The sequence below is a fragment of the Enterococcus faecium genome, from assembly GCF_029023785.1.
GTDB lineage: Bacteria > Bacillota > Bacilli > Lactobacillales > Enterococcaceae > Enterococcus_B > Enterococcus_B faecium.
Window position 1 is genome coordinate 1,424,077 of the sequence record NZ_CP118955.1, and the last position, 23,881, is coordinate 1,447,957.

The 23,881-nt window shown below is 33.3% G+C and carries 26 protein-coding genes, 2 tRNA genes and 4 pseudogenes; 11 read left to right on the forward strand and 21 right to left on the reverse strand.

The genetic code is table 11. The features are described 5' to 3' along the window. Positions 1–6: 6 nt before the first annotated feature. A pseudogene (locus PYW34_RS06890) lies at positions 7–1,473 on the reverse strand (peptide MFS transporter). A gap of 386 nt (positions 1,474–1,859) precedes the next feature. On the opposite strand from PYW34_RS06890, the gene PYW34_RS06895 reads away from it, so the two are divergent. Then, positions 1,860–2,456, forward strand: coding sequence for a nitroreductase family protein (locus PYW34_RS06895; RefSeq protein WP_002288054.1), 597 nt, complete (start codon positions 1,860–1,862; stop codon positions 2,454–2,456). Positions 2,457–2,513: 57 nt separating this feature from the next. Here PYW34_RS06895 and PYW34_RS06900 read toward each other — a convergent pair whose 3' ends face one another. After that, complete coding sequence (locus PYW34_RS06900) at positions 2,514–2,996, reverse strand: hypothetical protein (protein ID WP_002288056.1); 483 nt, start codon at positions 2,994–2,996, stop codon at positions 2,514–2,516. 105 nt (positions 2,997–3,101) lie between these two features. After that, a complete protein-coding gene (locus PYW34_RS06905) occupies positions 3,102–3,299 on the reverse strand; it encodes a hypothetical protein (protein WP_002288059.1) in 198 nt (65 codons plus the stop codon). A gap of 294 nt (positions 3,300–3,593) precedes the next feature. On the opposite strand from PYW34_RS06905, the gene PYW34_RS06910 reads away from it, so the two are divergent. The 3 genes from PYW34_RS06910 to PYW34_RS06920 all read left to right on the forward strand — a co-directional run bounded on the left by PYW34_RS06910 (position 3,594) and on the right by PYW34_RS06920 (position 4,958). Beyond that, entirely contained in the window at positions 3,594–4,352 is a 759-nt protein-coding gene (locus PYW34_RS06910) for a C39 family peptidase (RefSeq protein ID WP_002297431.1), read from the forward strand. Between the two features lie 59 nt (positions 4,353–4,411). Next, the gene (locus PYW34_RS06915; protein WP_002295776.1) at positions 4,412–4,840 is read left to right on the forward strand and encodes a hypothetical protein; all 429 of its coding nucleotides are present in this window, start codon (positions 4,412–4,414) and stop codon (positions 4,838–4,840) included. A 45-nt stretch (positions 4,841–4,885) separates the two neighbouring features. Next, positions 4,886–4,958, forward strand: a tRNA-Gln gene (locus PYW34_RS06920). 149 nt (positions 4,959–5,107) lie between these two features. Here PYW34_RS06920 and PYW34_RS06925 read toward each other — a convergent pair. Next, positions 5,108–5,479 carry a YxeA family protein gene (locus PYW34_RS06925; protein WP_002288062.1) on the reverse strand — a complete coding sequence of 124 codons (372 nt, stop codon included), beginning with the start codon at positions 5,477–5,479 and terminating at the stop codon, positions 5,108–5,110. Between the two features lie 214 nt (positions 5,480–5,693). Here PYW34_RS06925 and PYW34_RS06930 point away from each other — a divergent pair, with 214 nt between their 5' ends. After that, complete coding sequence (locus PYW34_RS06930; protein WP_002288064.1) at positions 5,694–5,879, forward strand: hypothetical protein; 186 nt, start codon at positions 5,694–5,696, stop codon at positions 5,877–5,879. An 82-nt stretch (positions 5,880–5,961) separates the two neighbouring features. Here the strand turns inward: PYW34_RS06930 and PYW34_RS06935 are convergent, their stop codons facing one another. After that, positions 5,962–6,150 (reverse strand): hypothetical protein, encoded by a 189-nt coding sequence (locus PYW34_RS06935; RefSeq protein WP_002288067.1) that lies wholly within the window; start codon positions 6,148–6,150, stop codon positions 5,962–5,964. 23 nt (positions 6,151–6,173) lie between these two features. Beyond that, positions 6,174–6,437, reverse strand: a complete 264-nt coding sequence (locus PYW34_RS06940) for a hypothetical protein (RefSeq protein ID WP_002292935.1) — start codon at positions 6,435–6,437, stop codon at positions 6,174–6,176. Between the two features lie 157 nt (positions 6,438–6,594). On the opposite strand from PYW34_RS06940, the gene PYW34_RS06945 reads away from it, so the two are divergent. Further along, on the forward strand, positions 6,595–6,852 hold the full coding sequence (locus PYW34_RS06945) for a hypothetical protein (protein WP_002295771.1): 258 nt from the start codon (positions 6,595–6,597) through the stop codon (positions 6,850–6,852). Positions 6,853–6,990: 138 nt separating this feature from the next. Here PYW34_RS06945 and PYW34_RS06950 read toward each other — a convergent pair whose 3' ends face one another. From PYW34_RS06950 to PYW34_RS06965, 4 genes are all read right to left on the reverse strand, one after another. After that, entirely contained in the window at positions 6,991–7,950 is a 960-nt protein-coding gene (locus PYW34_RS06950) for an IS30 family transposase (RefSeq protein WP_002301399.1), read from the reverse strand. A 70-nt stretch (positions 7,951–8,020) separates the two neighbouring features. Then, positions 8,021–8,179, reverse strand: a complete 159-nt coding sequence (locus tag PYW34_RS06955; protein WP_002334537.1) for a hypothetical protein — start codon at positions 8,177–8,179, stop codon at positions 8,021–8,023. A 140-nt stretch (positions 8,180–8,319) separates the two neighbouring features. Further along, positions 8,320–8,640, reverse strand: coding sequence for a hypothetical protein (locus PYW34_RS06960; RefSeq protein WP_002295768.1), 321 nt, complete (start codon positions 8,638–8,640; stop codon positions 8,320–8,322). Between the two features lie 22 nt (positions 8,641–8,662). Next, positions 8,663–9,097, reverse strand: a complete 435-nt coding sequence (locus tag PYW34_RS06965; RefSeq protein ID WP_002295767.1) for a universal stress protein — start codon at positions 9,095–9,097, stop codon at positions 8,663–8,665. A 334-nt stretch (positions 9,098–9,431) separates the two neighbouring features. On the opposite strand from PYW34_RS06965, the gene PYW34_RS06970 reads away from it, so the two are divergent. Continuing rightward, a complete protein-coding gene (locus tag PYW34_RS06970; protein ID WP_002330200.1) occupies positions 9,432–10,046 on the forward strand; it encodes a LysM peptidoglycan-binding domain-containing protein in 615 nt (204 codons plus the stop codon). Positions 10,047–10,417: 371 nt separating this feature from the next. On the opposite strand, the gene PYW34_RS06975 is transcribed toward PYW34_RS06970, so the two are convergent. Then, a tRNA-Leu gene (locus PYW34_RS06975) sits at positions 10,418–10,501 on the reverse strand. Between the two features lie 527 nt (positions 10,502–11,028). On the opposite strand from PYW34_RS06975, the gene PYW34_RS06980 reads away from it, so the two are divergent. Then, positions 11,029–11,529, forward strand: coding sequence for a GNAT family N-acetyltransferase (locus PYW34_RS06980; RefSeq protein WP_002330201.1), 501 nt, complete (start codon positions 11,029–11,031; stop codon positions 11,527–11,529). Between the two features lie 189 nt (positions 11,530–11,718). Here PYW34_RS06980 and PYW34_RS06985 read toward each other — a convergent pair. The 3 genes and pseudogenes from PYW34_RS06985 to PYW34_RS06995 form a co-directional block, all read right to left on the reverse strand. After that, positions 11,719–11,892: pseudogene (locus PYW34_RS06985) on the reverse strand (metal-sulfur cluster assembly factor); the annotation flags it as partial. Between the two features lie 282 nt (positions 11,893–12,174). Continuing rightward, entirely contained in the window at positions 12,175–12,576 is a 402-nt protein-coding gene (locus PYW34_RS06990; protein ID WP_002294820.1) for a hypothetical protein, read from the reverse strand. 66 nt (positions 12,577–12,642) lie between these two features. Continuing rightward, positions 12,643–13,275 (reverse strand): hypothetical protein, encoded by a 633-nt coding sequence (locus PYW34_RS06995; RefSeq protein WP_224446567.1) that lies wholly within the window; start codon positions 13,273–13,275, stop codon positions 12,643–12,645. Positions 13,276–13,439: 164 nt separating this feature from the next. On the opposite strand from PYW34_RS06995, the pseudogene PYW34_RS07000 reads away from it, so the two are divergent. After that, a pseudogene (locus PYW34_RS07000) lies at positions 13,440–14,601 on the forward strand (IS3 family transposase). Between the two features lie 117 nt (positions 14,602–14,718). Then, entirely contained in the window at positions 14,719–15,612 is an 894-nt protein-coding gene (locus PYW34_RS07005) for a hypothetical protein (protein WP_002333262.1), read from the forward strand. A gap of 31 nt (positions 15,613–15,643) precedes the next feature. Here PYW34_RS07005 and PYW34_RS07010 read toward each other — a convergent pair. From PYW34_RS07010 to PYW34_RS07040, 7 genes and pseudogenes are all read right to left on the reverse strand, one after another. Continuing rightward, a pseudogene (locus PYW34_RS07010) lies at positions 15,644–16,215 on the reverse strand (tyrosine-type recombinase/integrase). A 208-nt stretch (positions 16,216–16,423) separates the two neighbouring features. After that, positions 16,424–17,623, reverse strand: a complete 1,200-nt coding sequence (locus PYW34_RS07015; RefSeq protein ID WP_002330205.1) for an SIR2 family protein — start codon at positions 17,621–17,623, stop codon at positions 16,424–16,426. After that, positions 17,592–18,905: a hypothetical protein gene (locus PYW34_RS07020; RefSeq protein ID WP_002333259.1), complete on the reverse strand. Its 1,314-nt coding sequence runs from the start codon at positions 18,903–18,905 to the stop codon at positions 17,592–17,594. The genes PYW34_RS07015 and PYW34_RS07020 overlap by 32 nt, the downstream gene beginning before the upstream one ends. 330 nt (positions 18,906–19,235) lie before the next feature. Continuing rightward, positions 19,236–20,507 (reverse strand): hypothetical protein, encoded by a 1,272-nt coding sequence (locus tag PYW34_RS07025; protein WP_002295524.1) that lies wholly within the window; start codon positions 20,505–20,507, stop codon positions 19,236–19,238. A gap of 103 nt (positions 20,508–20,610) precedes the next feature. After that, positions 20,611–21,588 (reverse strand): tyrosine-type recombinase/integrase, encoded by a 978-nt coding sequence (locus PYW34_RS07030; RefSeq protein ID WP_002330207.1) that lies wholly within the window; start codon positions 21,586–21,588, stop codon positions 20,611–20,613. Positions 21,589–21,770: 182 nt separating this feature from the next. Beyond that, positions 21,771–22,115 carry a metal-sulfur cluster assembly factor gene (locus PYW34_RS07035; protein ID WP_002289113.1) on the reverse strand — a complete coding sequence of 115 codons (345 nt, stop codon included), beginning with the start codon at positions 22,113–22,115 and terminating at the stop codon, positions 21,771–21,773. Positions 22,116–22,268: 153 nt separating this feature from the next. Next, entirely contained in the window at positions 22,269–23,189 is a 921-nt protein-coding gene (locus tag PYW34_RS07040; RefSeq protein ID WP_002289114.1) for a YitT family protein, read from the reverse strand. Positions 23,190–23,375: 186 nt separating this feature from the next. On the opposite strand from PYW34_RS07040, the gene PYW34_RS07045 reads away from it, so the two are divergent. After that, positions 23,376–23,867, forward strand: a complete 492-nt coding sequence (locus tag PYW34_RS07045; protein WP_002289115.1) for a YajQ family cyclic di-GMP-binding protein — start codon at positions 23,376–23,378, stop codon at positions 23,865–23,867. Positions 23,868–23,881: the final 14 nt, after the last annotated feature.

Genomic DNA, 23,881 nt, shown 5'->3' on the forward strand with positions numbered 1-23,881 from the left:
CATTGATTAATGAATAGATCCCATTAGTTTTTTGATTGGTTCTTTCACAGTAAATAGCAAGATACCACCGACGATTGCTACTGCACCGATAATACCGAAGTAGGCAGATTCTGTTCCCGGTGTGTAGAAGCGTGCAATTTGTGCATTGATTGCTTGTGAAGAAGCATCAGCTAAGAACCAAATAGCGATTGTTTGTGATTCAAATGCTCGTGGTGCTAATTTTGTTGTCACAGACAAACCAACTGGTGAAAGACACAATTCAGCAATAACCACGATGAAGAAACTTCCCAACAACCACAATGGACTTACTTTTCAACTTGTACCATAAAGCATACCCGGCAACATCAATAGCAAGTACGATAATCCTGCAAATAAAAGTCCAAGAGAGAATTTCACTACTGTAGATGGTTGACGTTCACCAAGTTTCGTCCACATCGTTACGAATACTGGTGTCAGAATAAAGATGAAAATTGGATTCAATGATTGATACCAGCTTGCTTGGATCGTTACACCAAATAGCGTAGATTGTGTACGTTCACTAGCAAATAAAGCTAAGATAGATGAACCTTGTTCTTGTAATGACCAGAAAATGATTGCTGCAAGGAATAATGGGATATAAGCCCATACTCTTGGTTTTTCTTCAGCAGTTACATCTTTTGAAGTCAGCATTTTGATAAAGTAATACAACGGTAAGATAATCCCCAATACACTGATTGTATTGACAAAAAAGTCAATTGTCAGATGACCAGTTAGTTGTGCCCCGCCGAATACTGCAGCGATAACAACAAGTGCGATGATCAAGTTACGGATGAATCCTTTACGTTCTTCAGTTGTCAAAGGATTCGGCGGTGTTGTACCCACTCCGTCTAATGTCTTGCGTCCTTGGATGATGTATTGTAATAATCCAAAGAACATCCCAATAGCAGCTAAAGAGAACCCTAAATGATAGTTATATTCTTGACCGATTGTACCAACGATTAGTGGTGCTAATAATGCCCCTAAGTTGACACCCATGTAAAAAATCGAAAATCCTGCATCTCTTCGCAAGTCAGTCTTTGAATAAAGATGTCCGACCATGCCAGAAACATTTGGTTTCAAAAAGGCGGTTCCGATAATAATCAATGCCATCGAAACAAACAATGTACTTACACCAAATGGTAAAGCCAAGACGATGTGGCCAAGCATAATGAAAACTCCACCGAAGAATACAGTGCGTTTTGCTCCTAACACTCGGTCAGATACCCATCCGCCGACGATACTAGACATGTAGATCAAAGATCCGTAGATCGACATGATAGCTAATGCTGTTGCTCGTGGTAATCCAAGTCCCCCGTTGGCAACTGTATCGTACATATAATAGATAAGTAATGCACGCATACCGTAATAACTAAATCGTTCCCACATCTCAGTGAAGAACAAAGTTGACAATCCCTTCGGCTGCCCGAAGAAGCCCTTGTCTTGCTGTTTTTCCATAATCTATACCCCAATTCTTTAAATTTTCAGAAAATATTATACATCTTTACCGAAAAATTTAACTAAAAAACTTATTTAAGAAATATAAACTAATTTTCTATAAAAACAAGTAATTTTTAATGGCAATATCATAAAAAAAAGAAGATAGAGATTTAATAATTATATATCAGCTGTTTTTTTCAAATAAGCAAAAATTCCTAAAACACAACAATGAAAGCGATAACCAAGAAAATCCTTACATAACGATTTTTCTTATTAAAATTGTTTTTTGAACTTCGCTTATTTTTTGTGAGCATATCTGTTTACTTACTTTTTGTAAGGTGCTATACTTCATTTCGTAATCAATTAAAAAAATGCAAAACGCAAATCAAAGGAGAAATTTTATTATGACAACTTTTACTGACACTTTGAAAAACCGCCGTTCAATCTATCATCTAGGACGTAATGTTTCACTTTCTAATGAAGAATTAACAACTTTGATCAAAGAAGCAATTAAAGAAAGCCCAACTGCTTTCAATGCTCAATCAACACGCGCAGTTATCCTTTTCGGAGATGCACATGAAAAACTTTGGGAAATCACTGAAGAAGCACTTCGCCCATTGACTCCAGCAGAAGCTTTCCCAAATACACAAAACAAATTAGCTGGTTTCAAAAATGGTTATGGTACAGTATTATTCTTCAAAGATACTGACGTGGTAAAAGGTCTACAAGAACAATTTGAATTATATGCAGACAACTTCCCAGATTGGTCAGAACAATCAAACGGAATCGCAACAGCTAATACTTGGGTAGCATTAGTTGATAAAGGATTGGGCGCAAACTTGCAACATTACAACCCAGTTATTGACGAAGCAGTTGCAAAAGAATGGAATATCCCTTCAAACTGGAAACTACGTTCGCAATTAGTATTCGGTTCACCAGAAACACCGGCTGGGGAAAAAGAATACATGAACGATGCCGATCGCTTCCGCGTATTTGGATAATTTTATTTGAAATAAAAAACAGAGGTTGTGACAAACATCTTGTCGCAACCTCTGTTTTTATTCTGGATCAATCATAATATCAATCTCTGCCTCATCGTTTAAGCGTTGGGACAAAAATGGAACTAATTCTTCTAATGATGCAGAAAATTTCAGCATCGGTCCTCGCCATCCGTTTCGGAAAAAATTCATTTTTACGATTTTAGAACCTTTTGGCTGATATAATACAATTTTATTGATCTCAGAAAAAGGAACACCTTTTTTGTCAAAGCTATTCAAAACAAGTCCTTCTTCTGTGATTCCTCTACTGTCCAACAAAAAACTAATAAAAATCATTGCTGACAAGATCCCTTTTGCCAATTCATCTGCTGTAGGATGACTGATGAGTGTATACCAAATGACTAGTGACACTAAGAAGGGTATCACCAAGTAGACCCATCGATTTCGCACAGTCCGATAAATAATTTCTTTTCGAACCAGCCAAAGAAATAAAAACATCACAACAACGAATAAAAACAATAGAACCGTAAAGAATGTTACCATGACAACTCGCCTCGCTTTTTCTTCTCCAGAAAATAGGAAAAGAATACTGATTTACCTTCTCAAAGAAATTGGACTTGCAGCACGCCGCACGTCCAATTGTTTTCTTTATTCAAATGTATCATATTTTGCAACAACCATGCTTGCTTTTTCATCTAATAATTCTTGGTCCTCTGCAGCACATTGGGCAACTTTGACCACGGCGCAGTTTGTCATTTTTGATACAACTTCACCAATGACCGTTTTTGTAAAACCAATTGGTTTGCATGCATATTGTTCTCCTAAATTAATCATTTCTTCCGTCATCAAAATCCTCCTAAACTGCTGGAACTTTTCTCCACATTACCACTGCTATTTCTTTGGAGATTTAACTCATTGATTTTTATTTACAGTTAAAAATCAACCTTACAGGCATTATAGCGTACTGTTTTCGTTTTCACAATTAAAACAGCTGTTGTATTTAGAAGAATTTTTTTCAAAAAATTAAAACATATTCCTTAAAAACTAATTATTTCCTACATATTAAAATATAATACTTCCATTTCCAATAAAAATACATTTATAATAGGAAAGATAAACAGCTGAAAAGGGAGATTTCAAATGAAGAAAAAAACGTTCAAAAAACTATTGTTTCTAGGGGGCACAGCTGCTCTTTTATTAAGCGGTACAAGTTATTACCTACATATCCATTCTCCAGAACATACAATGAACACTGCACAAAAAAGTTCAACACAAAAAACGAAAAAGACAAAAGAGAAAGCAGAAGTTTTACTAGATGTTCCATTAGAGAGCCAGTTTGATTCTCCTTCTTTAGAAAATGGCTGTGAAGTCACTTCGCTTTCTATGCTTTTATCTTTTTATGGTTATGAAACAACTAAAAACCAGTTAGCTGAGCAATTGGATTACGTCCCTGTTTTCAATGCAGATGGGACTCATGGCGATCCTAATGAAGGATTTGTTGGTGATATCAGTGGCGGAGACTGGGCTATGGGCGTCTATGTTCCCCCAGTTGCCTCCCTTGCTCAGCAAATCGTCCAAACGGATTATCACACTTTTCCAAAAACCGATGCTCAACTCGATGATATCAAAAAAGCACTATCTAAAGGAAATCCTGTCTGGACTTCTGTGACTATCAATTTTGAAGTCCCAGATGAAACTGATTTTATGACTTGGACCACAAATAATGGAGAAGTAAGAGTCACTCCTCTTGTTCATGCTTGTGTAGTCACTGGATATGACAAAGAAAATATTTATGTCAACGATCCCTATGGTGTAAAAAATCGAGCAGTACCGATCAACGATTTTTCGGCGATTTTCACTGCAATGGGTGGACAGATGCTAACTTTGGAGAAAAGCTAGTAATTCAAACAAAAATCCCTTATACTCAAGATACCAAACCTTTGAAGGGAGCGTAGATAATGGAAAAATTCACACATAAAAAAATGGATCCAAATGAAATTCCGATTATTTTTGTCCGTGACTGCAAGGGAAATGTTCAAGGTAAAGTCTCTATTAATGAGTGGAACGAGCGTCGCAGACCTGCTACCCTCAATGAACTGGAAATCAAATTGTATCGTCAATCTCTTGTTTATTACGCAGATCAAGAGTACGAGAAAGCCACCGATTTATTGAAATTTCTAATTGCTCGAACAGAGTATACTCGCTTTGAATATATTGAACGTTTAGCAAACATCTATCATATTATGAATGAACCTGTCAAAGAATATCAGTTATTGGACACCGTCTTGTCAGTAGCAGAACTGATTGCCCTTCCTGCTGGATTAGAAAAGAAACTAGTACGCCGCCTTTTACGAGTAAAGCAACAACTATCCGATCAAGAAAAATAACTTGCGTTTTTTTAGGAAAGTGCTATGATTATTTTGTTGAATAAATGGGATGTAGCCAAACTGGTAAGGCACTTGACTCTGAATCAAGCAATTGTAGGTTCGAACCCTGCCATCCCAATTTGATGTGCTTGCTGAAAAAATGAACCCCCTGTAAAAGAACAATCTTTTTGCAGGGGGATTATTGTATTATTTTTACTACTTGTATTTAGTTTACATAATTAAATTATGAATAATAAAATCGGGCGTATTCTTAATACAAAAACTGATTTACCCAATAATTGCTAATGCTTTCTCCGGAACTTTTTCTCTAGGAACTTCCTCATACGTTTCTATGTGTGCTCCTTTATTGCTAATTTTCAAATAATGATTTTCTTTTAACACAGAAAGACCATTAAATTCAACCGTTCGTTCTTTCCCATTGGCATCAGCAGCTTTCTGCACATACCTTGCTGTACCATATTCATTTACTTCCTCTGGTTTTTGTGTCTTTACATAGACCTCTCCTTTTTCAACTAATGGATTTAGCTGATCAAGTATACCAGGGATTTCTCCATAACTTCCTTCAGTATAATATTTCAGTCCAAATAGCAAAATACCACTAATCGCCGCCAGTCCAATCAAATATTTAATCACTTTCATCTTTCTACCTCCTTGTTATATATTCAGTATATGGGTCAGTTAAAGAAATTCCATCCGTCCCAAGTTGGAGATTTTTCTCCTACTTTAGAAGCGAGAATCGAGTGTTTTTTTAGTAAAAATGATCGTTATTTGATATTATTGACGTGTGGATAAATCAGTTTTTCTCGTTTTGTCCATGTAAAAAATCATGTTGATAGCAAAGGATGTGTTCAAAATGAATCAAGAAGAATTATTTCAAAAAGTCAAGGAAATGATTAAGAACGGCAATTTCGATGGCGCAAAACGATTTATCGAAGAACATAAAGAACAATTAGGACCTTATAAAGAGAAAGCCCAAAATCTTTTAAAAGATGTAAATATCGACAGTGTCAAAAACAAATTTAAAAATCTATTCAAATAAGTAAAACTTTCACTTTTGTAAAATCAAAGGAGGACAATGCTGCTGCATCGTCCTCCTTTGGTTCTTTTCTGAATACTTCATACTAAAATAAACGTGTCGGATCGTAATGATAAGTCACATTGCCGTTCAGTGAGGCTTTTCCCACCACATATTTACGATTCTCCAACTTCAGCCACGCTTCTCGAAAAGCCATTAATTCTTCTCTTTTTACATCAATCTTTTCGATTTTTCCATCGATCAAATCTTGAATAAGTTGTTCATATGGATTCATTTTTTTCCTCCATCTGCTGTCAATCAATAAGTTGTAAAAATAGGTTCATATGCTTTTTTGGTATCTAGATCTTCTCTGACTTTGACTGTCGTATAAATAATTTTTTCTACTGGGATACTATAATAACTTCCTTCACCATTATTGAATCGGTGAACGTCTTTCTTTGCTAAAATACCATTTATTTTATTCGTCAGTACACGTTGTTCGACACTGTTACTTACAACATAGTAAATCACCCGAATATTATTGATTAAATGCAAATCGATTTCTAACACTACATGATCCATGAAAATCCCACTCCTTCTTTCACTTTGATTATAGCAAGTTTCTCCTCTAATTTCAAAATCGATACAGATTTTACTGGATAAATCCACAAAACTGCTTGCGCCATTTCGCACAAAGTGTTATTTTGTATCATGGACTTTATTTATTGGAGGCAATAGTATGATCGCGATCGGTCAATTTGTTTTTTATATTCCTTTTTTTATTATGATAAGCATTCTTTTCTATTACATAAAATGGACAAAAAAGAAGTTTTCAGTTTTACTGTCCTCTTTACCTGCTGTATATTTTACTTATCAAATTTTTTCTTTTAGGCATTGGGAAACAACGTCTGTATTAATAACACACATCATCGAATTGACGCTTTCAGTAATTTTTCTTATTATTTGGATCTATTTTTTATATAAGAATCAGAATTGAATCCCTCGCATGTTTAAAAAGAAAACGATTAAAGATGCAGCAAATTTCTGCCGATCTTTAATCGTTTTTTCTATTCTGTTATACCAAAAAAATGTTTGAATCGGTGAAGGATCGTTCCTTGTTTTAATTTCTTAATTGTCAAATTAAGTTAGACAGATCATCAATACTTACGTAACTCAAAAATACTTCCAAAGGTGTTCGATAATCCAGTGATTTTCTAGGAATATTATTTCGTTTAGATGCGACAGATTGAATAAAAAATTCATCTACTGAATTGAAATCCATAGATTTCAATAAACCATCTCTACGTAACAATCCGTTAGAATTCTCGTTTAGGCCTCTTTGAGACGGCGTTCCTGGATCAGCGAAATAAATGGCAATATCATTGACATTACTGATCTGTTTCCAATTTGAAAATTCCTTTCCACAATCAAAAGTGATGGATTTGAATAGGTTTTTCGGTACAGATTCAAACCATTGATTTAATTTTTTTTCAATATCAATCGCTTGTCTACCACACGGTTTCAATGTGATGATAACTTTTGATAATCGTTCAACTAAGGTAATTACAGCACTTTTATGTTTCAGACCTACGATAGTGTCACCTTCAAGGTGACCAAACTCATTTGAGAATTGGCTATAATCCTTTTCACGTTCATGAATAGAGCGGCGGAAAGTTTGTTTTCCACGTCTTTCTTGATGTCCATTCGGTTTACGCTTGCCTTTCATCGGTAAGTCAGAAGAATCAAATAGCCCCTTTTTGAACATACGATAAATGGTACGAGCAGAACAACTAATAGGAAACGCTGCACGACCAACAATCACATCGGGTGTCCATCCTTGAACAACCTTTCTTTGAATATATTCTGATTGTTCCTCGGGTAAAACAAGCGGACGTCTACCACAGTTTGATTTGTTTTTCTTATACTGTTGATAATATTCTAAGGCTGATTTTCCTTGCTTGAAGAACAGATATACTTTATGGATCGTTTGTCTTGAACGATTCAAGCAATGGGCAGTTTTAGCAACAGATTGATTCATTTTGAAATAAGACTCTATTATTACAAGTTCATCCGTTGTAAGATGGGTATAGGTCATTTGTACTCACTCCTTATAATTCTTTGGTCGGAACTATTTTGAGTGTAGCACAAATGACTTTTTTAGTTGTCTAGCTTAATTTTACAATCGGCGATTCTATAAATTGTTGTGCGATCGGGTACTTTTCTTCCAAATTTTCTTTGTTCTTTTCGATCAGGCTTTTCGCTTCTTCATATTTTTTATCTGCACATAGTGCTTTTACTTCCTGTAACACTTTTCCTGCTTCCATTTGCCTCACCCTCTTGCCATTTTATTGCTTTAAGTTTTATTTAAGTTATACGCATTATTCTAGTTTCATCCCAAATAACCTTTTTTCATTTTTACTCCTCGAACTAATCAGTTTTCTAAAGGCTGATTGGTTCGTCTTTTTTATTTTTCCTCCATTTCATTCTGCTCTTCTGTTAATTTATCTAATGCTTTGATTGATGCTGCGGCTCTTGCATAATCATAGCTGTATAATTCCATAAATTTATCAGGCAGAACAAACCACGCTGGATGATAACCGTTAGCTGTGACAGGGAATCCTTTATCTTGTTGATTATCTCCATCCCATCTCAGAGCAACACCTTTTTTTCCTTTCCACTTTACTAAAGCGATCGAGTATCCCTTCTTTGTTTGTGTGCCGTCTTCAATAATTGCTAAAATTTCTATTTTTTCTTTTGGCGCACGGACTTCTTGAGGACGAACCATTTTCTATTCCTCCCTTATCTCATTACTTCACGACCAACACACTGCAAGGGGCATGTGATACGACATAAGAAGCGGTCGATCCAACTAATGCTTGTTGTATAGCACCTTTTCCTGTCGCTCCCATAACGATCAAATCAATATTTTCTTGTCCAGGGATGATATTGGCAATCAAATTTCTTGGATCTCCAGTTTCAACTATTGCGTGGATCTCAGCAATGCCGAACTCTTTGGCATCATTGATTTTTTTCAGCATGGCTACTTCTGTTCTTTGTTTTTCATCTGCATAGATTTTTGAAAAGGCATAGGCACTATGGGTCAGCTCAACTTTGTTGATGATTGACACGATAAATAAGTGGGCTTCATTGTCCTTTGCTAAGTCAAGGGCTTCAGCGAACGCTTTGATCGATTGTCTTGATCCGTCAACTGCTACCATGATGTTCTGGTATCTTTTACTCATTGGAACCGCCTCCTTTTTCTTTTATTGTAACATCTCAAGCAAAAATACAAAAAATATACGCAATATGTAAATAAAATGATGAACAAAAGCAATTTCTTTCAAGTTATTTATACATTTCTTTTCTCATCAGAACACCTGTTCTAATCCCATTATTTCTGCATTATGTGAAATTCCTCATCATTTTTCACATCGAGCGAACATCATTCTGTTACAAAAAACGTGGATTTGTCATAAATTGTCATGCTTCTTTTACCTATGAAATATTTTCACGTGTTAAAGTATTCCTCGTTGAACACAACAAATAAAACTTTTTAACGAATAAAGGAGATTTTTCATGACATCACTTAAAACTTTACTTTTTGGAACAACTTTGGCTGCCGGCGCTGCATTCTTCATGGGAACGACTGCTCATGCGGACGAAGCTTATACCGTTCAATCAGGTGATACTCTATCAGCGATTTCTCAAAAATACGTTGGTGATAACTCCTTGATCAATGCCATTGCAGAATCAAATTCAATTTCTGATATTAACCTGATCTACTCAGGACAACAATTAACAATCCCAACAGAAGGCTCTGCACAAGTAGCTGCTGAACCTCAAGCAGCCGTTCAAGAAGCACCAGTCCAAACTGAACCTGTTCAAGCTGAACAACCTGTTGTACAAGAAACGGTTCAAACGGAAACACAAGCTGCTCCTGCTGTAACAGAAACTGCTGCTACTCCAGCAAGCACAAGCTCTGCAAAAGAATGGATCGCACAAAAAGAATCAAGCGGTTCTTACACAGCAACGAACGGACGTTACATCGGCCGTTACCAATTAGATTCTTCTTACTTAAATGGTGACTACTCTGCTGCAAACCAAGAAAGAGTAGCAGAACAATATGTTACTTCACGTTATGGTTCTTGGGAAGCGGCGAAAGCATTCTGGGAAGCAAACGGTTGGTACTAAGATTCATTATTTGAACGTTTAAACACATTCAAAATATAGTAAGAGGTCATGCGATTTATTCTTTCGCATGACCTCTTTTTGAGTTTAAGTTTAGTCTTTATTCCTTAACTATCGTTTGCCAGTATTTCTTGTATCAGAATCTATAAATCTACTATTTGAATCAATCTATTAGGTTTTAAACTGTCCCACCTTCACACAAATTTTTTTTGATTTATTTGAATCTGGTTCCGTTGTTTAAAATTTTTCCTATATTCTTTTAGATAATATGTTATTTTCTTTCTCATCGCTCCAGGTGTACCTTCTCTTTATAAAAAAAGATATCAACAGAGAAACTCCGTCGATATCTTTTTTCCTTCTCAAAAAAACAAATATGCGGCTAAGAAGACTCGAACTTCCACGAGGTCACCCTCACTAGCGCCTGAAGCTAGCGCGTCTGCCAATTCCGCCATAGCCGCATCACATCTTTTAGTTTAGGATTACATGTGTTTTTTGTCAAGAACATATTTTTGTTCTTTTTCATTTCTGTACGCCCTCCCTTATGCCATCTACACAAATAATTCATCCGAGCAACTCCATCATCTATTGAGGGTTGGTGAAAAAATCTGTTTTATCCATATGATCGATTTCAATGTTAAACGAACGACTCTGGGATTAGTAACTATTTTATTTTTTTCTTCATTTCTTTTTTCCTCTTTTTCTCGATTCAGCTATCTTCTTTCATTTAGATATTGATTATTTCTTCTGTTGGTTACTATCCTTCTGGAATTCTAGACGCTGAAGTAATTCACGTTTTCTTTCTTCTAGAGGTCATAAGTAACGAATGAACGAACTTCAAATAATTTTTTTATTGTAATTCATATTTGTATTGTTCGATGATTCTTAATACGATATGACACAATAAATAAAAATAGGCATGGCTATTTACAACAATAGTGCTATAGTAGAAAACAAATGAATAAGGTTACTTAAAGAGGTGAATACGATGAAACTGATCAAACTATGGGAAGCAGATTTAAAGAAAGCTTATCAGCTACAAACTAGCTTTGGACCAAATGAGAATGGATTTATCAACAATGCTTATGGCTATACATTTGCTGAATTTTTAGATTATGTAAAAAAATGCGAAAAAACGTCTTTAGGAATCGATCTTCCTGAGAGTTACGTTCCCGCAACCGTCTTTATTTTAGAAAGTGATGAACATGAGTATGTAGGAATTTTTAATTTGCGCCATAAACTGAACGAAACATTAAGAAACGGCGCTGGCCATATTGGTTACGGCATCTCCCCTAATTATCGTAAAAAAGGATATGCCACACAAGGATTAGCATTAGTACTACAAGAGGCAAAAAAAATCGGCATTGATGAGGCACTTTTGTCTGTAAATAAAAAAAATCTTGGCAGTCTTAAAGCACAACAAAAAAATGGGGCTGCGATTTATCGTGAAGATGAGAAAGAATACTATACGAAAATCAAACTGATGTAAAAAAGAAGGATTCCAAAAGGAAAGGGATTTGAATGTCCTTTATCAATAGAACACATTTATTTAATTAACTTATAATATAGCAGACAAAATTTTATAAACAAAGAAACCTTTTATCTCTTTTCTTCTAGAAAGGATAAAAGGCTTTTTTGTTTTTCCTATTTGCTTCTCATAGCTAGTCAGCCAAGATTTCTATCGTATCCCCAACGCAATCCGTGCATAACGGCTCATCTTATCTGTCGTCCAGGCTGGATACCACACAAGTTTCACTTCGACTTTCTTCACTTCTTCGACTTCACGTAAAGCATCGTGAATGGAGTCTGTTAAGATATCTGCTAATGGGCAGCCCATGGTTGTTAAAGTCAAGTGCTGTTATATCAGCATTTCTATCGCTTTTTCCTGTGTTAAAGCGATAAATTTTTCTCGATTCTAGTGCATCCCAGAAGCCAAAATTCTGTTCTTTTTATTAACTTTTGTAGGTTTATTATACCTCAAAAAATGGTTAAATTGTCCCTTAAAATAGCTTGGACTACATACTCAATGAGAACTTTTTTACGCTTCTTATCTGTAGTCCAGTTAAATCTTATAAGTAAATATAGTCATCTGAGCATCTACTCAAAAACTCACAAAAACAGCCCACTACTGATATCAGATTTTATACTTATTAGACAAAGAAAATAAAATTTGTTGGGCATACGTTGCTAAATGTCCATTTTCTCGATACACGTGAAATCTTTTATTATTAGTATTATGTTTATTATCCATAAGTTCATTTTGAAGTTTTGGCATACGTAACAACAAATTGATAGTTCTTGAATAATATTTAGATAAGTATTCATCTACCGTGATAAAACCTTCTTTTATATAGTTCTGTTCATATTCATCACTTAATTGAACAATATCAATTGCTTTATCAGAAAACGCAGAATCAATCATTTCGTCTGAGCAGTCCGATAATTTATCCTCCCATTCGTTCAATTTCTCAAATGTTAAACATGAATTCATTTGAAAAATAAAATCCATTACATGTTTATCAGAAATATTTACCATAGTTTAACACCTACTAATACAATATTTTAGGTTCAACTATTTAATATCAAACCTGTGTCGCAACAATTATGTTTTTAGCTCTTTAGGTACTTTTCTTTTCATATTCACTTTTATGATAGAATCTCCTTTTACGTTAAAAGTAGATACCATGTTAATGTCCTGTAAATTATTTAATAACTCAATATTTTGAGGAGTATTCTCTATTTCAACTACTTTATTTTTTCCATTTTCATCAATATACAATTCAGAGATTGGTTTATTTTGTGTTCCCAGCCAATATGTTACATTTTTTATAGAAATCTCATTCAACTTTTTATTTTTGAAAAGATTATTGATTAAATCAACGAATAGTTCCGTATTTGACAAATTGTCAAATATACAATCATATTCTTCTATTGAAAAATCAGTAATATCATTCTCTAAGAATAAGTTTAGCATTTGTTCAATTGTTGATTTACTTAATGTCCTCTCTTGTAAGTTAAAGATAAAATATTCTTTTAAGTATTCAACATCCATATTCTTAAGAAATCTTACAAACAATCTATCATCAGAAGAAACTCCCCTTTCTAATAGAATTTCCACCAATCTATTATTTTCGAAAAACTCATCTGATTCTTCATTAACAATAATACTTAGCAACTCTTTAATTGATTCAAGTTTCCAATTTTTTATGAGAGAAAGCATTTCATCTTCTGACAAGTCAATCTCAGAATAATTTTCTAGAAAATCATTAGGGTGATTGAGTACTACCTCTACAATAACACCATCTTCCTTAAATTTACTAACATTGGATAGGCTACAATTAACTAGACAGAAAAATTAAGGTGTGTAGACTAGAAGAAAACATACCAGGAGGAATTTTTATGTCTAAGAGAACACGAAGAACTTTTTCACAAGAATTCAAGCAACAAATCGTCAATCTTTACTTAGCTGGAAAGCCACGTGTAGAAATCATTCGAGAATATGAACTAACGGCTTCAGCATTTGACAAATGGGTAAAGCAATCTAAAACGAGTGGTTCATTCAAAGAAAAAGATAATCTTACGCCTGAACAAAAAGAATTGTTAGAACTACGTAAAAGAAACCAGCAATTAGAAATGGAAAATGATATTTTAAAGCAAGCAGCGCTGATATTCGGACGAAGAGACAAGTAATCGATGCGAATAAGCATCTTTACCCTATATCAGCGATGTGCAGAATATTAGGTCTATCACGTCAGTCCTATTATTATCAATCAAAACCAAAGAAAGACGAATCAGAACTTGAAGAAGTAGTCGCTGAAGAATTTATCCGCAGCCGAAAGGCCTACGGCTCAAGAAAAATAAAAAAAGCCTTATCAAAACGAGGCATTCAGATCAGCCGACGAAAAATTAGTAGAATCATGAAAAATAGAGGATTAAAATCGAGCTATACTGTTGCTTATTTTAAAGTACATCATTCTACTTGCAATGAAGCCAAAACGACAAACGTATTGAATCGTAAATTCTTAAGAGACAACCCATTAGAAGCGATCGTAACAGACTTGACTTATGTACGAGTCGGGAAAAAATGGAATTATGTCTGTTTCATTTTGGATCTGTTCAATCGAGAAATTCTCGGCTATTCTTGTGGAGAACATAAAGATGCCGTTCTAGTAAAAAAGCATTTAGCCGTATCAAACAACCTCTGACAGAGGTTGAGATTTTTCATACTGATCGTGGAAAAGAGTTTGATAACCAAGCTATTGATGAATTATTAACAACTTTTGACATCAATCGATCATTGAGTCATAAAGGCTGTCCTTTTGATAATGCCGTAGCTGAATCAACTTATAAGTCGTTGAAGGTAGAATTTGTCTATCAATACACATTTGAAACCTTACAACAATTGGATTTGGAGTTATTTGACTATGTCAATTGGTGGAACCACCTTCGGTTGCACGGTACACTTGGCTACGAGACACCGGTTGGTTACCGTAACCAGAGATTGGCGCAGCGAATCCTTGATAATGAGCTCGGATGTGCTAACGCTAGCGAGGCAGTCTAACTTTAACTGTTAGCTCCTGCCGAAGATCGTCACATCCGAGGAGGCTCATTGTCAAGGACAATCGGAATAGCATACGGAAAGAAGTTCTGCACCTTATAAAATTTGTCAAAAAAACTGTTGCCATTCCAGATTGATGGTGATGAATTATTACAACTAATTATCGACTCTAATGGGATTTATGAATCTACCTTGGAAAAACTATTACAATGCAACAGAATCAGCTTAGAAGCACGTTTAAGCACGTTAGAAAAGCATAAATGGATTTCTAAAAAGAAGTTATCTAAGTACTTTTATTATTCTAAGAAGTTCGATTTAGACAATTTAAATCACTTAGACTTACAAGCTGATGCCTTACAAAAAATGTTAGCACTGGGATTTAGAACCAATAAAATATCAATAAATAATCAACAAAAACAAGTGACTGCTTCTTTTCATAGTGCAGTCAAAAAAATATACAACCATAAAAATTTTAGTCAAAAACCCCAAGCTTTTCAGCTATTTAATCAATGCTTATCGAATGAAAACAAAGAGTTGTTCTCGAAATTTATAAATCACCATCATGTTGAAATACCTATTCAATTTTCTAGTATTTACGAAAAGAATCAACTAATTCCTACTTATTCTTTAGATAGTTTAGATGTTATTGCAATTCCTACTAAACAACAACTGCCTATTATTAGAGAAAAATTGAAAGATTTCAATATGTATCGAGTGAAAAATAATACAGAATTTATTCGAGATGATATCTTACTCTATATTCAAAGTGAAGATTGTTTCTTTTTCTATACGAAAAATGAACAACTCAAATGGATTTTATATAAAGTTGATAGTTTATTTGAATTCATTTTTTACTTATCTAATTATTTTAAATCTTCTAAACAACTAACTTTTTCAAATGACAAAGAAAAATATAAGGCATTAGAAGCACTCTATACAAAAAGCAGTGAAAATAGAATACAATATAATACTATTGCGAAAAAGAATGAAAAAAAGAAGCACAGTCTTAATTGATTGTGCTTTTTGTTTTGATAATATAAATGAATTATCGAAACGGATTAAAATTATCTAAACTCGACTGAAGTTCTTCTTCCTCTATTCCAATGTATTTTAAAGTGATGCTTTGTGAACTATGATTTAAAATCTTCATTAGGCTCGCTAAATCCTTTGTTTTCTGATAATAGGTATACCCAAAGGTTTTTCTTAATGTATGCGTACCAATATAATCTAAATCGAGCGATTCAGCAGTTTTTTGCATGATTTTGTAATACTGATGGCTTGCCAGATGCTTCGTATTATCTCTAGGTGATGGAAACAACCATTCACTTTCCCCATCATGTTCCTCGTTTAGGTATTTAATAATTTGATTGGTCAATTGCATTAGATTCAGTGTTCTTTTCTTCCTGTCTTTTTTTCTACAATATCAGCTTTCAACTTTCCTTTTACGTCACTAACTTTCAGATTCAATATATCTGAAATACGCAATCCTGTAAAAATCCCAAACACGAAAATTGTATAATCTCTTTGCCCATGTTTATTTTTCAATAATTCATTCGAGAAATTTTTCAATACCTCTTTCTCTTTAATTGGTTTTACATTAATTATTTTTTTTGTCATTTTTCACCCTCCAATATGAATCATTTATGGATACTTTCCAGTTCATAAACACTAAAACTATCCATTCTTACTAAATCCCAATCTTAGGTGTTGATAGAATAGGATTTATGATGGATAGAAATTACAAAAGTATCCCTATTAAGGACCTTTATAGCATCATAAATAGGAGGTTGCAAATTTATAGAACAAAAAAGAGTAACTTTATTAGCTACTCTATATAAATATTTCCTAATATATATTCAATCATAAACTCATACTGATTTTTAATATCAAAATTAGTTGATTTAATATTAATAAACCTTATGTTTGTTGTCTTCAATAGTTCATCTTTTTTCTGTCTATCTCCATTAACCATTACATAATAATTTGTGCAATACCCTTTATTAGACTCACAGATTTTCCCGAACTCATCACTAAAGTATGTGTCATCCATAGAAAAACCTAAAAATAACATAGAATGTTTGTTTATCAGACCAGAAAGGATTCTTTTTTTCTCTTCAGAATCATATAAATTATTATAATCTTCATTAGTAACCACCATTGAATCATAATTTTTAATAGTACCATGGATATGGAATATATATTGTGTTTCATCCAAAGATTCAAATCCTTGGAATGAAGAAATGTCTCTTGATTCTTCATATCCTGAACATAGTAATAAACTTGTTTTTTCTAGTAAATCATCATAATTTGTTGTAATAATATATTCTGCATCCAATTTTAATATATCAGTTATTATTGAATTTAATAAGACTTCATTTTTAATATGTTTATTCACTGCAGGGACTATTAGTTCTTTTTTCAAATCTTTATCATTGTTAATTAAAGGATGTGCTCTCTTTATCACATCTATAATCCTATCAACATTTTTAGATTCATACTCTAAATCAAAGTATCCCTTATGTTTATCAGCTAAATTCTCTCTAGCTTTTTTAAAAAGCTCTAACCACAATGGTAACCCTACACTTTTACTTATACCTGAACCAACAAACGGAATTACTCTGTCAATATTCTTTCGTATATCTTCCATCACAATTTTAGAATCTGAATCAAAATATTCTTCAAATAATTGAATATTATATGCAGAGAGTTCACTCAAATAGTTTGGGGAATATAGCTCAAAATATTCATGTTCTAGAATTTTATTTTCACATATTTCACACTTTTTTTCTAACAGTTCAGCATCATAAATATCATCATCACATTCATATGAAAATTTTCTTTTAAACATTTTTTTTCCCAATAATTCTTTAAAAATTTCTACAGAATCTTCTTTTGGCATATATTTTTTTATCAAGTCCAAATAATGTTTTTCCCGAAAGTATTTATCTCCATTCAAAGCCGTCATATTCAACAACTTGTTCCATTTTTGATTATTAATAAATAGCATTTCTAATTTCTCTTTCAATATGCTCGGTCATCCCTTTATTCTTATATTTTGAATTTTTTAAAGTTAATGAAAATATTTCCTCAGTTATTTTAATTGTTGTTTGACTTACCTCTAATTCTGAACGTTCGGCAAAAAAATCAGTATCAAACCAAGCTAACGTAAATTCATCTAGTTCTCCTGCAATTTCTATATCAGTATTTAAGCTATAAAAAATTGATTCAAATGTTAATGGGAATTTTCTACCTCTTGTTGTTGCTTTTCCACGGGCTAACTGCTGTCCTCTGAAACTAATCTTAGTAGGATAGCATACTGCACCTGCTTCTTTCGCTTTTTTTACCAAATCACGTTCATTGTAGCCAGTTGTAATAAATTCTCCTAAATAATTAGAAAAGATTCGTTTCATTAACATTTCAGTTTTCTCAGTGTCTAACTTTACTTTACTATTCATTTTATTCATTTCACTAAATATTTTTCGAATTTGTCTTTTTAAAATAGGAGATAAAGAAGCATTCAACTCTTCAGAATAATCTCCTATCATTAGGCTATTCATTTTATTACAAAAGTTAAACATTTTAGCTCTATTTATACAACAACTATTCTTATAAGAAACAAAATCAAAAGAAAAAAAGCTATTTATTAATGTTCTAATGTGCTTAAAAAAAGCAGTACCTGAGGATATAGAGACGTTGTTATCATTCTTAATTTTAAATCCTCCCACCTTTCCATTAACATAGAAAGTAGTATATCCAGTTTTTCTATCCAGATATATAATACAAACTCTTAATGACGAATTTTCATCCTTATCTAAAAATTTTACACTTGCCATTATGTGAACACTATTTTCATCATAATCTATTACAGGAAAATATAACTCGTTCAAATTTTTTGAAGAGATTCTATCCAAAAGATTGTATCCTGAGTCAGAAAAATCTTCATGATAATTTGTAGGAGTATTTTTTAAACTATAAAACGAGGAAATTTTATTGATTCCGGACTTAATATCTTCATCGGTTATATGTCCAGGAACTTTCTCGAAAAAAATATTACTACAATTAAATCTTATATTTTCTAAGATAATTCTATTTAAATCTATTACTGATAACAATCTATTTTCTAGTATGTAAAAAAATATATCATGTAATGTTTTCAAATTATCAAATGAACTAACATCTATGGTTTTTCCATTTTGTTCAATAGTATTTAATAAAACTTGTTTTAACTCATCTTCGTGGATTACATTTTTATAAGACGAAGCACGATAATCAATACTCTGGTTAATCACTTTAAAAACTTCTCCCATATCAATTAGCTCCTTACTATATGTGATATTCTTAATTTGATTATATCATATACTATTAAAAAACACTTTGATACTATGTAATTTAAATCACACTAATGAAAATGCTAAATAAATTTAATTTCAAGTATTAAACATTGTAATAAAAATGCAGTAAGATACTCGGAATGCCATAATCTATTAGATAAACAGGTTGATTCGTTCTAATAAGCAGTATTTAACAATTTTTGATTTGAATTCAAAACCATACTTTTCTATAAAAATAACGACCAAAAAAAGTCAGTTCTTTGTCTAACTTTTTTTGGTCGCTTCACTTCCTCTCTATTACTTATATTAAATCTCTAAATCACCTAATCCTAGTAAATCTTCAGCAGGGATTGCTGATTCATCAGCTACTGCTGTGTTTTCTTTAACAGGTTTTTCATCTGGAACTGTTACTGTTTCAGTAGCTTCTGTTCCTGAAGTATTCCCATCTTCTTTCTTAGCGAATTGGTTATTACCTTTCGCAGTTTCTAACACTTTACGAGCAAATTCAACATCGTTTTGAGTTAGATATTGTTCTTTCAATGAAGTAAAGTAAGCTCCTTTATCTTCCATATAAGATTGGTATTCATCATTTGTAAACTCTTGTAAGTTTGCATGTGATTTTTCCCAAGCCAAGTCTGCTTTTTCGATTAAATCTTTAGATTTTCCTAAGATTTCATCTACAAATGCTTGTGTAATACAAGATTTTTCAGTAGACATCGCACGAATTTCTAAGTCTGCTGCTGAATTCATTTTTTCATTACGGACAGGGAAGTCTAATTCAAAGTCAATAAACGCTGTTTTAACTTCTTGACCAGTAGCATCAGTAAATGAATGAATCATTTCAGGTGCTAATTGACGATTACGTCCTGCATCTTGTAATGCTTTGGTGAATTTTTCAATACGTTTTTGAGATACTTTCATTAATAGTGGTTTCCAAATTGGTAAACCGTTTGTTCCTAATTTTACAGTAGAAACTTTTTCTATACCGAAATCTCCTGCAACTTCTTTTGTTTCAGATTCAAAACGCAACACTAACATGTATGTTTCATAGTTTGTTTCTTTACGTTGGTTATTGTAAGAAGCACGAACTCGGTCACCTTCATTTAAAGAATCAATGAATGCTTTTTTCTCAGCATTATCTTTAGGAATTGCTTTAAACTCTTCCACAGAACCATATTTTTCTTCAATTTTAGCGAAACGAGCAGTTGTTTGCAAACTTGCTAGAGTACATAATGCACAATATTGACCACGTTCAGCAATTTCTTTTCCTTTTTCAAAGTCAACTTGAGATAGTGGGTTCATACAACGGATAGAGTATGGAGAATAAGTTCCACCTTTAGGTCCTTGTAATTTAATAAATCCACGTTTTTCAATGTAATGAATTGGTGCTGAATAAATCAACATTTTGGGTTGACCAGATTCATCTAACACATAAGGAATTGTTAAACGTTGTAAATCTCCCATTTCATAATCTAAATCTCCACGAACAAAAAATCCTCCACCAGTTCCACCTGAACCAGTTCCTTTAGCACGTTTGTTTCCTTTTGCAACTTCTCCCCAAGACCATGTTTTAGCCATGTCGTGTGTCCTCTAAAAATATGAATTTTAAGTTCTTAAATAATCTGATTCTATATTTACTTTAGATTTCTATTAATTGATATTAAAACGATTAACAACACTTTTAAATCGTCTGCAATGGTGAAAAATTTACCGCTTTACTAATTTCATCTTCAATATTTAAACTTCTTAGATACACCTCAGTCGTTTTAATTGAAGCATGTCCTAATAGTTTCTGAATTCTATAAATATCAGTACCATTCCGAACTAATTTTTGGGCAAAATAATGTCGAAAACTGTGTGGACTTACCCGAATAGATTTTCTAATTTCACACTGATTCCCAATTTTTATGATTGCTCGTTCAGCTAAAATATAGTTGTATTGTTTACCTTCTCTTGTTAAAAATACATAATTGTCTATATTCTCTATTTCATTATATTCAAAAAAGGAATTTGCTACTCGCTTATATTTTATATACTCTTTATAAATCAAAGGTGAGCAATGAACAATCCTATCTTTCTTTCCTTTCCCATTTTCAACAAATAACTCTTTATTAGTAATGTGAACATCTTTTAAGTTCATTACCTCATTAATCCTAAGTCCTGTGTCTATAAGAATTAGTAAGAGCAGATAATCTCTTTGATTTGTGAATCTAGTTTGATAGCCAGAATGTTGCTTATCCATTTTCTGAGGCTTGAAGAAAGTTAACTTCTTTGCCACCTTTAGCATTTCTTTGATTTCCATATCATTAAATGTCTGAATAATTACCTTACGCTCTCTTACCCACTTAACACGCATACAGGGGTTTCTATCATATCGGATATAATCTTCATCTACACAATATTTAAAAAAGGCTCTGATGCTTCTTAAATGGGTATTCACATAGGATTCCGCACAGCTTTCCTCTAATTTCATCAACATGAATTGACGAATGCTTTTTGGTGTCACGTCCTCAAGAAAGTATATCTGCTCTTTTTTTAAGAATTCAAAAAACAAGTGTAAAAATTTCTGATGCTTCTTAATCGTTTTCGGTGAGATTCCTCTGGCTTTTTCATTGAATAACATTTCTTCTAGTAGTTCATCTAACTTAAAATTTTGCACAATAAAAAACTCCCTTATCAACTTTTTCTAAAAGTTAATAAAAGAGTTCAGAAGTTGTTTACTCATTTGGGTTGGTATCCGTATCGAAAACACCCTCATTTTATCTGGTATCCGAAGTCCAAAAAATTGGCTCAGACTACATACTAAATGAGTGAAAAACGCTGTTAAATCAACATTATCCCCTATCTAATCCCCAAAGCAATTCGAGCATAACGGCTCATCTTATCCGTCGTCCATGCTGGATACCAGACTAGTTTGACTTCTGCTTTCGTTACTTCTGGCACTTCTTTTAATGCGTCATGGATAGATTCTGTTAAAATATCTGCTAATGGACAGCCCATAGTTGTTAATGTCATCTTAATGACTGTTTCTCCATTTTCAGGATTGAATTCTATATCATAAATCAAGCCTAAATTGACGATGTCGATTCCTAATTCAGGATCAATCACCATTTCCAAGGCAGCAAGAATACGTTCTTTGATTAGTTCTATTTCTTGTCCAGACCGTTCTTGGTTTGCTTCGCTCATCGTACGACACTCCTTAACACGATTTTTATTTATCATACTCTTTTTTTAGCTGCTTGTAAATGAGAATTTAGAAGGAAGATTCTCGTTTAAATTTATAAAAATGTTCTTATTAGATGTAATAGATTAAATTTATTCTAAAATAAACCTGATTCCTCATTTTTTTTGTGAACGATTTTTTATTTCTGGCAATACGCCAGTTGTTCGATACATTTTTTGTTCGTTTTCATTTGCAAACCGGCCAAATACTGAATGAGTTGGTAAAATATTGATAAATGCATCGTCGTCGATTTCATGAACGATCTGATCAAGATCATACATTTCGTAGCGGGTGATGACCATCATGATCATGTTCCCTTGTTTTTTTGAATAGCCACCGACAGACGGCAGTAATGTCATTCCACGTACCATCCGTTTTGCTAGTTCTTCTGTTACCTCTTCTGGCTTGACGGTAACGATCATTGCAGTTACTTTTTGATGACTCGTGTGGATGGCATCAATTACTTGAGTCATTGCATAAATGGAAATAATCGTATACAAGGCACTTTCCCAGTTAAAGAAGAAGCCTGCGATGACTACAATGATACCATTTAGAATCAGCATGTAGTTTCCGACTGTTTTTCCAGTTGTTTGTGAAAGTACAAGAGAGATGATATCCATCCCACCAGTTGTAAAGCCCATTTTTAAAGATAATCCTACGCCAAGACCTAATAAAACACCGCCTACTAGGGCATTCATCAAAATATTATCAGTGATCTGTCCGACTGGAAGCAGCATCGTCATCACCGATACACATACAACATTCACAAAACTAAGGATCGTTGCTCGTTTTCCTACTTTGAGAAACCCTAATACAAACACAGGGATATTCAAAAGAAAAATAAATGTTCCTGTGTCTATCTTGATATGAAACCATTCATATAAAAGCGAGGAAATGATTTGAGCGATCCCATTCATCCCTGCAGAAAAGACATTGGCTGGAATCAAAAAATAATTTAAAGCGACCGCAGCGGTCAATCCGGTTATCAAAATAACCACTATTTTCTTTAATCTTTCATTTTTATGATACGCAGTCATAATTTTACTCACAAGCACCTCTCCCCTACTTTGGTATTCCAAATGTAAGAATAACAGTTTATCTATTAAAATAAAATACTTCGAACTCAAATGAGAAGAATTTTAGCAAACAGGTAAGAATCTGCCCTAATCCTATGATAAGATAGATGTATGGTAAATATTTATATGTATATCAGGAGGGTTCCTATGGCAAAAGATGCTAGCTTCGACATTGTATCAGAAGTCAATACAGAAGAAGTAAAAAATGCGATTCAGCAAACAACAAAAGAATTGTCCAATCGCTTTGACTTCAAGGATTCTACAGTAGAAATCAAATTAGAGAACAGCAATCTAGTTGTATTGAGCGATGATGATTTCAAAATCGAACAGATCAAAGATGTATTATTTGGTAAGCTGATCAAAAGAAATGTACCAATCAAAAATATCCATTTTTCTGAATCGGAACACGCTCTAGGTGGCAAAGCTCGACAAACTGCCGATTTGGTCAACGGAATCGATCGTGAAAACGCGAAGAAAATCACTACAGCTATCAAAAATGAAAAACTGAAAGTAAAAGCACAAATCCAAGAAGATCAGATTAGAGTGACAGGTAAGAACCGTGATGATCTACAAGCTGTGATTGCTTTATTACGTAAACTTGACTTACCAATCGAGTTGCAATTCACTAACTATCGTTAATCAAAAAACGAGGC

Coding starts and splice junctions, on each gene's coding strand:
- PYW34_RS06895 (WP_002288054.1), top strand. CDS start 1,860: ATGACAACTTTTACTGACACTTTGAAAAACCGCCGTTCAATCTATCAT.
- PYW34_RS06900 (WP_002288056.1), bottom strand. CDS start 2,996: ATGGTAACATTCTTTACGGTTCTATTGTTTTTATTCGTTGTTGTGATG.
- PYW34_RS06905 (WP_002288059.1), bottom strand. CDS start 3,299: ATGACGGAAGAAATGATTAATTTAGGAGAACAATATGCATGCAAACCA.
- PYW34_RS06910 (WP_002297431.1), top strand. CDS start 3,594: ATGAAGAAAAAAACGTTCAAAAAACTATTGTTTCTAGGGGGCACAGCT.
- PYW34_RS06915 (WP_002295776.1), top strand. CDS start 4,412: ATGGAAAAATTCACACATAAAAAAATGGATCCAAATGAAATTCCGATT.
- PYW34_RS06925 (WP_002288062.1), bottom strand. CDS start 5,479: ATGAAAGTGATTAAATATTTGATTGGACTGGCGGCGATTAGTGGTATT.
- PYW34_RS06930 (WP_002288064.1), top strand. CDS start 5,694: ATGAATCAAGAAGAATTATTTCAAAAAGTCAAGGAAATGATTAAGAAC.
- PYW34_RS06935 (WP_002288067.1), bottom strand. CDS start 6,150: ATGAATCCATATGAACAACTTATTCAAGATTTGATCGATGGAAAAATC.
- PYW34_RS06940 (WP_002292935.1), bottom strand. CDS start 6,437: ATGGATCATGTAGTGTTAGAAATCGATTTGCATTTAATCAATAATATT.
- PYW34_RS06945 (WP_002295771.1), top strand. CDS start 6,595: ATGATCGCGATCGGTCAATTTGTTTTTTATATTCCTTTTTTTATTATG.
- PYW34_RS06950 (WP_002301399.1), bottom strand. CDS start 7,950: ATGACCTATACCCATCTTACAACGGATGAACTTGTAATAATAGAGTCT.
- PYW34_RS06955 (WP_002334537.1), bottom strand. CDS start 8,179: ATGGAAGCAGGAAAAGTGTTACAGGAAGTAAAAGCACTATGTGCAGAT.
- PYW34_RS06960 (WP_002295768.1), bottom strand. CDS start 8,640: ATGGTTCGTCCTCAAGAAGTCCGTGCGCCAAAAGAAAAAATAGAAATT.
- PYW34_RS06965 (WP_002295767.1), bottom strand. CDS start 9,097: ATGAGTAAAAGATACCAGAACATCATGGTAGCAGTTGACGGATCAAGA.
- PYW34_RS06970 (WP_002330200.1), top strand. CDS start 9,432: ATGACATCACTTAAAACTTTACTTTTTGGAACAACTTTGGCTGCCGGC.
- PYW34_RS06980 (WP_002330201.1), top strand. CDS start 11,029: ATGAAACTGATCAAACTATGGGAAGCAGATTTAAAGAAAGCTTATCAG.
- PYW34_RS06990 (WP_002294820.1), bottom strand. CDS start 12,576: ATGGTAAATATTTCTGATAAACATGTAATGGATTTTATTTTTCAAATG.
- PYW34_RS07020 (WP_002333259.1), bottom strand. CDS start 18,905: ATGGGAGAAGTTTTTAAAGTGATTAACCAGAGTATTGATTATCGTGCT.
- PYW34_RS07025 (WP_002295524.1), bottom strand. CDS start 20,507: ATGGCTAAAACATGGTCTTGGGGAGAAGTTGCAAAAGGAAACAAACGT.
- PYW34_RS07035 (WP_002289113.1), bottom strand. CDS start 22,115: ATGAGCGAAGCAAACCAAGAACGGTCTGGACAAGAAATAGAACTAATC.
- PYW34_RS07040 (WP_002289114.1), bottom strand. CDS start 23,189: ATGACTGCGTATCATAAAAATGAAAGATTAAAGAAAATAGTGGTTATT.
- PYW34_RS07045 (WP_002289115.1), top strand. CDS start 23,376: ATGGCAAAAGATGCTAGCTTCGACATTGTATCAGAAGTCAATACAGAA.